Raw genomic sequence first — 9,120 nt, 5'->3', positions numbered from 1 at the left:
AGGGCACCAGCACCGCCAGCCGGTTACTGNCGCGGCCCGCGCCGTGGCGCGGGCATGCGCCAGTAACCGGCTGGCGGTGCTGGTGCCCTGCCACCGTATTGTGCGCGCCGATGGCGGCCTGTCCGGTTACCGCTGGGGGGTTGAGCGCAAGGCCGCCCTGCTCGGCCGCGAACAAGGACAAGAACAGGCGTGAGCAGCCTTTCGCTCGCGCTACCCGCACGCTTTGGTGTGCCTGCCTTTCTTGATTTCCATGGCCGTGATCGGCACGCCATTTCCGAGCGGGTGGAAGGCCATGTACTCCACAAGGCCGCTACCATCGACGGTCGCCCCTGCGTGCTCACCCTGGACTTCAGCCAGCCTGGCCAGGTCCGCGCCACGGCCAAGTCGCTCACCCGCACGGCATTATCCCGACACACTCGCGCCATGCTGGGCCTGGACCAACCGGTAGAGGCCTTCGAGAAGGCGATGGCGGAGCCGACCGCACTCGGCCACCTGGTGCAGCAACAGCGGGGCCTGCGTGTCCCGCAATCGGCGACCCCGTTCGAGGCTTTGAGCTGGGCCATTATCGGACAACAGATCAGCGTCAGCGCTGCTACTGCCATTCGTCGACGGTTTATTCAGCTGGCAGGTCAAGAAGTGATCAATGGCCTGCACTGCTACCCCGATGCCGTTGCGGTGAGCCAGCTGGATAGCAACGCGCTGCGTAGTGTCGGATTTTCAGCCAGCAAGGCGCAGACACTGTTGACGGTGTCGCAGCGCTGCTGTGATCACTGCCTGCTTCCCGACGCATTGCACTCAAACGCTGACGCACTAAACCTGGAGCGCGCCTTGCTGCGTATTCGCGGCCTGGGGCCATGGAGTGTGAATTACACGCTGCTACGGGGATATGGCTACCTGGATGGCAGCCTGCACGGGGATGTGGCGGTGCAGAAAGCGCTGCAACAGTTGCTGGCCTGGAATGAGCGCCCAGCAGCGAAGGCCACCCGGGATTGGCTGGCCGAATTCACTCCATGGCGGGCACTGGTGGCGGCGCACCTGTGGCAGTCGTTACAGGTGCAAGCCTGAACGTCTCAAGCCTTGCGGGCAAGCCGCCAGGCCAGCATCGACATGGGCAACAGCAACGCGATCACCAGCAGATAAGGCCAACGCTGATCCAGCGTGTACAGGCCGGTCCCAACCAGTGGCCCGACAATAAACCCCAGCGCCGGACAGGCGCTGGCCAGGCCAGCCACCCGGCCCTGCTCTTGCGTGGGCACCCTCAGGCTGGCCAGGGACATGACCGCAGGCATGCCAAACCCCAGGCCCAGCCCGACCAGCAGCACCGCCCCACTCATCCAGGCCTCCGTATTGGCCAACCAGAGAATAACGGCACCCGCGCCGATGCTGGGCACGGCCAGGGCGATCAGCAGGGTTGCGGGCGCCTTCAGCCATTGCACCACGATCAGCTGCCCTGACAGCGACGTCAGCGCCGCCATCATCATGGTCAGCCCCAGCGCCCTTGCCGCTTCGGTCGGGCTCATCTGGAACTGATCCTGAAACAGAAAACCCAGGGTTTGCTGAATCAGGGCAAAGCTCATAAACAGCATGACTCCGGTCAACAGCAGATCGCGCAAGCGCGGGTCCGCATAGGCGGCCAATCCATGGCGCAAAACGGAACGCAGCGGTACGGTGCGCGCGGTTGGCTGGTGCGGCGACGGCGGCAGCCACAAGGCCACGCTGATCGCCATTAGCGCGGTCAGTGCCGCCACCCCATAAAGCGGGAACACCAACGCAACGGCAGCGAGCATGCCGCCGGACACCGGCCCCACGACGGTGCCGATATTGTTGGCAGCACCGATGCGGCCCATCCCCTGGGTGCGTTGCTCCGGGGTGGTGATGTCAGCGGTATACGCAGCGGCCGCCGCCGGAGTTGCCGCCATGATGGCGGCCTGCAGCATGCGGCTCAGGACCAGAGCCGCCACCAGACCGACTCCCACCAGGGCACCGCGAAGTCCCAGATCAAACACCACCGCAAACGACAGCGTACCCAGCGAATAACCGGATAGACCGATTACCATCACTCGTTTGCGGCCCAGCGACTCACTCAAGGTGCCCCACACCGGGCTTGCCAAAGCAAACACCAGTGACGAGCAACTGATGATCAGCCCCACCTGCATTTCCGTCATGCCGGTGGCGCGCCCCAGTGATGGCAGCAGGGTAAAAACCAGGGTCTGGCCCAGTGCGGTTACCGCTACTGCCGCCAACAACATTGTGTGACTGAAGGCTCGCGAGATAGTCTTGCCGGCGATTTTGGTGGAAGGGTCAAGCTGTGGCATTACATATTCCGGTTCAAGGGGTAGCGGATCACGCACCGCCAGGGGGCGCATCTCATCAGGCGTTACTGGCGGATTGGCTGGCAGAGGCGTCGTTCACCCTCGCCATGTCATCCGGGTTTTTCGGCTTTTTTGCCCATTTCGGCACGCTGCGTGCCCTGCTTGACCATGGCCTGTCGCCCGCCCGTTTCTGTGGTTCCAGCGCTGGCGCTCTGGTGGCGGCTTGCATAGCCTCCGGCGCTAGCATCAATGCCATCGAAGACACACTGCTTAGCCTGGATCGGTCACACTTCTGGGACCCATCCCCCGGGCTGGGTTTGTTATCCGGTCAGGCTTTTCGACGGATGCTGGCGGGCCTGCTACCCACTCAGCGCGTGGAAGAGTCCCGAACCCCGCTGGCGGTATCCGCCTGGCAGGGAAAAAGCCGGCGCACGCAGGTGTTGCAACAGGGGGATCTGGTGGAAGCGGTATACGCGTCCTGTGCCGTGCCCCTGCTCTTTCAACCCGCCCGGATTGGCGGGCGCTACTATTGGGACGGCGGCATTGCCGACCGCCACGGGCTGGCTGCCACCTTCCCCGGAGAGCGGGTACTTTATCACCATTTGCAGTCCCGCTCTCCCTGGCGTGGCCGTAACAGCATGGCGCTGCATCACCCCTCGCGCCCGAATCTGGTCACCCTTGCCATTGACGGCCTGGTCCGCTCCGGCCCCGGCAAGCTGGAACAGGGCCGCTTGGCCATGCGCCAGGCCTATAACGCCACCGGCCGGGCATTGGCCCGGCCGGTGGCTGATGCATTGATCATCGAATCGGTTCAGGACGCCTCGTCGTAAAGAGGCTTGGAAAGCTCTGCCCAATCGATCTGCCCATCGTCCACCAGGTTTTCAAACTGCAGGATGCCCAGCTCCTCAAACCGTGGTCTCACGGAATCGGTGAGCAGACCAATGCGTTTGAGGTTAGGCATGATCCGGGTAAACAGCAGATTGCGGAATTGCGCCATGATGGAGGATGACAAAACCTGCTCTCGGGCTTCGTTCACATCCCAGCCAAAGTGCTCGAACACTTCCGTGCTGATTAGGCGCTCCCGCATGACCACGCAGGCCTCGAAGGCGAAGTGGGCGCGCTCCTCTTTCTCCTCTTCAGACAGAGTCTCAACAAAGTCCTCCAAGTAATTGACACCAAAGGTAACGTGCCTTGCTTCATCGCGAATAACCAGGTGAATAATCTGCTTCAGCAGGGGGTCTTGGGCGGTCAGTTTCAGGGTATTAAACGCGGCCAGCGCCAGCCCTTCGATGATGATCTGCATGCCAATAAACTTCAGATCCCAGCGCGGATCAGACAGGATTTTGTCCAGCAAGGATTTCAGGTTGGGGTTCACCGGGTAAAGAATGCCGATCTTTTCCTGCAGGTAACGGGTGAAAACCTCCACATGGCGCGCTTCATCAAAGGTCTGGCTGGCCGCGTAGAGTTTGGCGTCGTAGGTGGGTGCGCAACTGGCCAATTGGGACGCCACCAGCAATGCCCCCTGCTCCCCGTGTACAAACTGGGCCAGCATCCAGGCCAGGTTGTGCCAGCCGAAACGGAGCTTTTCCTCATCGCTGAGCGACTCAAAGGTGGACCAGCCGTTAAAGGGATTGAAGGACTGATCCAGTGGCACCTCGGATTTGGGGAAATCCTGCGACCAATCCACATCCATATCCGCATTCCAGTTGAGCTCTTTTCCCAATTTGTACAATTTGCGGATCCGCCCGTCGGCGGAGGAGTAGTCCCAGTTGTAATGCCCGGTAAGCGGGGTCTGGAATATTTCCACCACATCTTCAACGTGCTGTGTGGTCAGTTTGTCTTCAATATCCTCATGACCTGGGCCATCCCAGTTTTCATAGATACTGACATGGGCAGGCGGCGTGCTGACTTTAGTTATTTTCATGGGGCATCCCTGGTAGCGCTAAGTCATGACTCAACGCTAGGCGGATGCCGGGAAGGGAGCAATGTCGTGATATGACAATTAACGCCGTCCGTGGCGCCTAAACACAATGGATCAAGATCCGCTTAATCGGTGCTGCCATCGTCAGAAAGCAGAAAGTGAGCTCGGGCAATGGTAATCGGCTCCTGGCGGTTTTTTTGCCAGGCACTGATGCGCACGTTGGCGATACGCCGGCCCAGACGAGTCACGCTGCATTCGGCGTAGGTGTCGCGGAACAGCCCCGCGCGCAGATAATCGATAGTGAAATCGATGGTTTTCGGCACTTTGGGCTCGCCCATTTGCAGCAGGATGAAGATGATCGCCGCCTGCTCCATAAAACCGGCCACCGCCCCGCCGTGCAGCGCTGGCAAGGTCGGGTTGCCGACCACATTGTCGTGCTTGGGCAGCACAAAAGTCAGCTCGTCCCCCTGGGCAATCACCTGAATGCCCAGGAACCGGGCATACGGTACCCGGTCGATCAGGGCCTGATAGTCTGCCTTGCCGCTACGGCATTCTTCGATCAGCGTTTTCAGTGCTTTCATTGGCCCACCACCGTGCCTGCCTTGTCAATTTTTAACCGCGTATAGGTTGCCAACCCGGTGGCAATGGGCTCCTCGTCCCCCTCTTCTTCCCAGGTGGTGACACTGACAAAGGCCACGTGGGTGGTGAGCCGATAGCAGCGGGCCTCACACACCACAGCCCGCCCTTTCCCCGGGCTACGCAGATGATCCACGCGAAAATCGATGGTCGGAGTAATCTCGAACGTGGGGAAAGTTCGGCAAGTGATTGCCATGCCCCCAGCCTGGTCCATCATCGCGAAAATGGCCCCACCGTGCATGACTCCGGTCTCCGGGTTACCGACCAGATCGTCTCGCCAGGGCATTCGGACCCGGACGCACTCTTCAGTAGCGCTGACAACCTCAAGCCCAAGCACAACAGAGTGGCGGACGGAATCCAGGAAGCGATTGCATATGTCCTGGCGTGTATACGGAAGTGTTTTTTCTGTCACGGCGGCCAATGTCTCCAGCTGATATCCGGGGCAAGATTAACCGCTGGCGGCTAATCTGCAAGTGTTACCGTTTTACCATAGAAACGGCCTTGCTCTCTGCTAGGGAACCTTTGAATAACTCCTTGCATGCTCAGTCTTTCAGACTGGCTCGCAATCTAGGCGCGATTTTGATGGCATGCTGGTTGCCTGTCGAAAAAGCGCAACAACGAGTGCGGGCCAGCCTGAAAGACCCGGAGGGCGCGGCCTGAAGCGCACATCTGCTGCGCCTTTTCTCTAAGAAAGGGAACCACCCTGTCTGTCGAGACAAGGCGCAACAGCTGCACGCTTCAGGTCACGCTGAGTACGCAAGGAGTTATTCAGAGGTTCCCTAGGCTTCTCCGCCCATTTCAGGAGTCGTTTTGAATGGCTACATCACGATTAAAGAACAGCCTGCGGGCCGTTGGCCACATTGTTGAACGCAGGCGCCACCCGCAACGCTTTATCCAGGTGGATAAATGCCCGTGGGATGAAATTTATCGTGATGGCATCATGGCTGTACGCCATTACAGCCTGCCACCGGTGACCGAAGTCCCGCTTAACGATGACGTCCTGCCGGTTTCCGCCGACAAGCACCGCATCCCCCTGCTGCTGGTGCCTGCGCTGGGCATTCATTGTTGGACCTACGACTTGATGCCCAACCGCTCCATGGTCCTTTACCTGATGGCCCGCGGCTACGATGTATATCTGGTGGACTGGGGGAAACCGTCCAACGCCAATCGCAGCCTGGACCTGGACACCTATGTAAACCGGTGGCTTCCCTCTGCGGTGGATGCCGTAAAGGCCCATGCGGAAACCGAAACCATCAACATGATGGGCTACTGCATGGGCGGGCTGCTTTGCCTGATGTATCTGGGCGGCCACCATGACGCACCTGTCCGCAGCCTGATCACCATTGCCAGCCCGGTGAATTTTCACAAGAGTGGACCGTTCGGCAAGGCGCTGGGCCTGGCCGCCATTCCCGCCATGCAGATCCACGACTGGTTCCAAATTCGTCTGGAGCCGCTCAGCGACAAGCTATTTCACATTCCCGCCAACCTGCTGACGCTGGGATTCAAGATGACCAATCCCCCCGGCGTGGTCCAGGCCTACATGGATCTGATCCGTAATCTTGGTGACCGTGAATACGTGACTGAGTACATGACCATGGGCCAGTGGTTCAACGATATGGTGGATTATCCCGGTGCGGTGGTCCGTGAGGTGATCGAGAAGATGATTCTGGCCAACAGCCTGGCTAGAGGGAAAATCCGGATCGGCGGGCGCAGTGTGGATTTTTCATCCATTCAGCAGGACCTGCTTTCCTTTGCCGGCATCACCGACAACATTGTCAGCCTGCGCGCAGCACGGGATGTGATGCATCTTGTCGGCAGCAAAGAGAAACGCTTCGAGGAAGTGCCGGGTGGCCATGCGGGGGTCTTTTCAGGTTCAAAAGCCCCCTCCCACGCCTGGCGCATCAGCGCTGACTGGCTGGTAGCGCGCTCGCAGTAGCCGCACCGCCTGGCCGAAAACCGGACCGCTTTATGGCTCTTCGCGGATCAGAGCGAATAATCCGGCGCTTTGCCAAAAGCTCGACGCCGGATGCCTGACGTAAACCCCATAGCCTGAGAGGCTGTCGTTATTGTGGTATCCCTTTTGAGGCGTAGTCAGGGACATCCGGCGTCCAGCGGCTGTCAGGGAGAGATAATGCGACAAGCTCCGAGGCAGGCTGATCACTCAATTCCGTGATGAACCCACTCTATGGCTGGGCCAGCTCACTCACCCGTTCCGCCATTTGCGTGGCATAGCGGTAGAACAGATAAGGAATTTTCTGCGTGTTCGGGTCATCCATACCGGGAATCGACTTGCGCACGAACGCCCAGCGTTGATCGATAAACGCCAGCACATCACTCGCCTGCTGATCCCCCGCATATTTGCCTTTCAGGCTGGCCAGCAACTCGTCGATGCCCCGGGCTTCCGCGCCAAAGTCCATGGATTGCAGGCCCGTGCCGGTTTTCAAACCCGCTGAGGGAAACGCTGCCAGGGCGGCATATTCACTAGCCAGACGCTGCATCGCCACGGATAACTGAGCGATATCCAGGTAGGTTGCATCGCCCGCCACATCAGCCTCTCGAGCCAGCGTATCCACCGCCAGCGTGGTGGTATTGATTTCACTCATGGCGCCGTAATCCGCATAGCCCAGTGAGGCCAGCGGATTATCCAGGGCGCGTGCGCTGAGTGCTTCCCAGGACGCATTGAGTTGCGTTGCAGTGTCTTTCTCACCGGGAGCGGCTTGCGCCTTCAGCGCATCCACATGTTGCTCGCCATCCGCCAACAAGGCTTTCAGCGCTACACGATCTTCCGGGTTGTCCCCACGAATCGAAAGCAGATGAAACCCCATACGAACACGCCATGCATCTGCCTGAACCAGTGCCAATTCCGTGGCGGACATTGCTGCCTGAGCCCCTGTTGACACCAATAGCAGCGTCGCAATCAGGCCATGTCGAATCCCTTTATTCACCCCAAACTCCCCCTATTCATGTAAACAAGAGCGGCTTAACACAAGCCACCATCAAAAAACCCCCGCACACATGCGAGGGTCAGTAGAAAGAGCCACGCTGGCTCCGCCTTATTCAACCGGCCCGAAGCTGGGCTTTTCTACATCCGTGGACGCCAGACTGATTGCCTGACTCATAGTGTCCACCATCTGGTTGGTGTACCGATAAATCAGATAAGACACCGCATTTTCATAAAACTTGACCATGGATTCACGAATAAACATCCACTTGACGCCTACCTGATTCAAGGCGCGGCTGATGGCTTCATCATCGGCATGGTTCTTTTTCGCCGCTGCCAGCATCCGCTCAAATTCGGGCACGGCATCCTTGAATTCAATGCGACCTTCATCCGAGCCCGACGCCATCCCCCCTGCCGGGTCTGCAGCGATATTCAGGTATTCTGAGGTCATGCGCTGAAGGTAAGCGGAAAGCTCGCGAATATCATCGTATTTGCCGTCGGTGGTGCCTGTGAACGATTCCATGCGCAGTGACATCTCCACTGGCAACTCGTTCACATCCTGGATGGTGTAAGAGTTGGTGAACCCCTGCTCCGCCATGGTGTTGCTTTCTGCAGCAGCTTTGAAAATACCCCAGCTCTTTTCAAGGTCAGCAACCAGAGAGCGCTCCTCGCTACCTTCTGCATCACGGCGTAACAAATCAATCCCGGACTGAGCCTGGTCAATAGCCTCATCAAGATTGGAAATATAGGTTTTGCTGCCGACCATGACGGTCAACATGTGGAAATCAGCGCGGACTTTCCACAACGCCAGTTCAAAATCTTCGAGTTCCGCATTGCTGATTGACGCAAATCCCTGCATTGGCAGCAACACCATCGCAATGAGACACCCCAGAAGACGCTTTCTCATAGCTACTCCCTAATAATCGCTATTATTGTTGTTACTGGTTATGGCTTTATTTATATCGCCAAGTCCGCTCTCCCCGGACCTGGATCACAAGACAATAGCATAAAAGGTAGCAAAAATAGGAGCCTGCGACTAATAGTTATCGAGCGTTAAGCGCCTGCTGTACCGGCTGCGCCCACCCCTGAGGAAGCTGGGCGAGATAAGGCGCCAGAAGGTCGGGCAGAAACCAACCCAACACCAACAAGACCATCATGGATAAAAGCACTAACACATTGATAAACCAACACAAACCGCCCACCAGCATAACCACGGTGCTAACCGGAGGGTTCGGCGTTCCGAAACGGTTCATCATGCTGCTGCCATCACCAAGATAGAGATAAAGCTGGAATGGCAAATTGACCAACGG

10 protein-coding genes and 1 pseudogene are annotated in these 9,120 nt (G+C 58.5%); 4 read left to right on the top strand and 7 right to left on the bottom strand.

Going from position 1 to position 9,120, the window contains the following annotated elements; all coding sequences use genetic code 11:
• Together A3754_RS20785 and A3754_RS20780 are read left to right on the top strand one after the other, a co-directional pair.
• On the top strand, positions 1–193 hold a 193-nt coding region (locus tag A3754_RS20785; protein WP_156497124.1), incomplete at its 5' end, for a methylated-DNA--[protein]-cysteine S-methyltransferase.
• Positions 190–1,065, top strand: a complete 876-nt coding sequence (locus A3754_RS20780) for a DNA-3-methyladenine glycosylase (protein WP_063521204.1) — start codon at positions 190–192, stop codon at positions 1,063–1,065. The genes A3754_RS20785 and A3754_RS20780, both read left to right, overlap by 4 nt.
• A 5-nt stretch (positions 1,066–1,070) precedes the next feature.
• Here A3754_RS20780 and A3754_RS20775 read toward each other — a convergent pair whose 3' ends face one another.
• Positions 1,071–2,315 (bottom strand): MFS transporter, encoded by a 1,245-nt coding sequence (locus A3754_RS20775; protein WP_231880720.1) that lies wholly within the window; start codon positions 2,313–2,315, stop codon positions 1,071–1,073.
• Between A3754_RS20775 and A3754_RS20770 the strand changes: the two genes are divergently transcribed.
• Positions 2,309–3,142, top strand: a complete 834-nt coding sequence (locus A3754_RS20770) for a patatin-like phospholipase family protein (protein WP_082872333.1) — start codon at positions 2,309–2,311, stop codon at positions 3,140–3,142. The genes A3754_RS20775 and A3754_RS20770 overlap by 7 nt on opposite strands.
• On the opposite strand, the gene A3754_RS20765 is transcribed toward A3754_RS20770, so the two are convergent.
• The 3 genes from A3754_RS20765 to A3754_RS20755 all read right to left on the bottom strand — a co-directional run bounded on the left by A3754_RS20765 (position 3,124) and on the right by A3754_RS20755 (position 5,206).
• The gene (locus tag A3754_RS20765) at positions 3,124–4,236 is read right to left on the bottom strand and encodes a ferritin-like domain-containing protein (RefSeq protein WP_063521203.1); all 1,113 of its coding nucleotides are present in this window, start codon (positions 4,234–4,236) and stop codon (positions 3,124–3,126) included. The two genes, A3754_RS20770 and A3754_RS20765, sit on opposite strands and share 19 nt — an antisense overlap.
• A gap of 122 nt (positions 4,237–4,358) precedes the next feature.
• Positions 4,359–4,814 (bottom strand): PaaI family thioesterase, encoded by a 456-nt coding sequence (locus A3754_RS20760; RefSeq protein ID WP_063521202.1) that lies wholly within the window; start codon positions 4,812–4,814, stop codon positions 4,359–4,361.
• On the bottom strand, positions 4,811–5,206 hold the full coding sequence (locus A3754_RS20755; RefSeq protein WP_255363148.1) for a PaaI family thioesterase: 396 nt from the start codon (positions 5,204–5,206) through the stop codon (positions 4,811–4,813). The genes A3754_RS20760 and A3754_RS20755 overlap by 4 nt, the downstream gene beginning before the upstream one ends.
• A 477-nt stretch (positions 5,207–5,683) precedes the next feature.
• On the opposite strand from A3754_RS20755, the gene A3754_RS20745 reads away from it, so the two are divergent.
• Positions 5,684–6,805, top strand: a complete 1,122-nt coding sequence (locus A3754_RS20745) for an alpha/beta fold hydrolase (protein ID WP_063521199.1) — start codon at positions 5,684–5,686, stop codon at positions 6,803–6,805.
• 247 nt (positions 6,806–7,052) lie between these two features.
• On the opposite strand, the gene A3754_RS20740 is transcribed toward A3754_RS20745, so the two are convergent.
• The 3 genes and pseudogenes from A3754_RS20740 to A3754_RS28000 form a co-directional block, all read right to left on the bottom strand.
• The gene (locus A3754_RS20740) at positions 7,053–7,814 is read right to left on the bottom strand and encodes a hypothetical protein (RefSeq protein ID WP_063521198.1); all 762 of its coding nucleotides are present in this window, start codon (positions 7,812–7,814) and stop codon (positions 7,053–7,055) included.
• 108 nt (positions 7,815–7,922) lie between these two features.
• Positions 7,923–8,717: a hypothetical protein gene (locus tag A3754_RS20735; protein WP_063521197.1), complete on the bottom strand. Its 795-nt coding sequence runs from the start codon at positions 8,715–8,717 to the stop codon at positions 7,923–7,925.
• A 136-nt stretch (positions 8,718–8,853) separates the two neighbouring features.
• Positions 8,854–9,120, bottom strand: a pseudogene (locus A3754_RS28000) (DUF805 domain-containing protein); the annotation flags it as partial.

This window comes from Alcanivorax sp. HI0083 (assembly GCF_001635175.1).
This window is presented reverse-complemented; position numbering and strand designations above follow the sequence as displayed.

Excerpts from the sequence above, each read along its gene's own strand:
- A3754_RS20775 (WP_231880720.1), bottom strand. The coding sequence starts at position 2,315 with ATGCCACAGCTTGACCCTTCCACCAAAATCGCCGGCAAGACTATCTCG.
- A3754_RS20765 (WP_063521203.1), bottom strand. The coding sequence starts at position 4,236 with ATGAAAATAACTAAAGTCAGCACGCCGCCTGCCCATGTCAGTATCTAT.
- A3754_RS20760 (WP_063521202.1), bottom strand. The coding sequence starts at position 4,814 with ATGAAAGCACTGAAAACGCTGATCGAAGAATGCCGTAGCGGCAAGGCA.
- A3754_RS20745 (WP_063521199.1), top strand. The coding sequence starts at position 5,684 with ATGGCTACATCACGATTAAAGAACAGCCTGCGGGCCGTTGGCCACATT.
- A3754_RS20735 (WP_063521197.1), bottom strand. The coding sequence starts at position 8,717 with ATGAGAAAGCGTCTTCTGGGGTGTCTCATTGCGATGGTGTTGCTGCCA.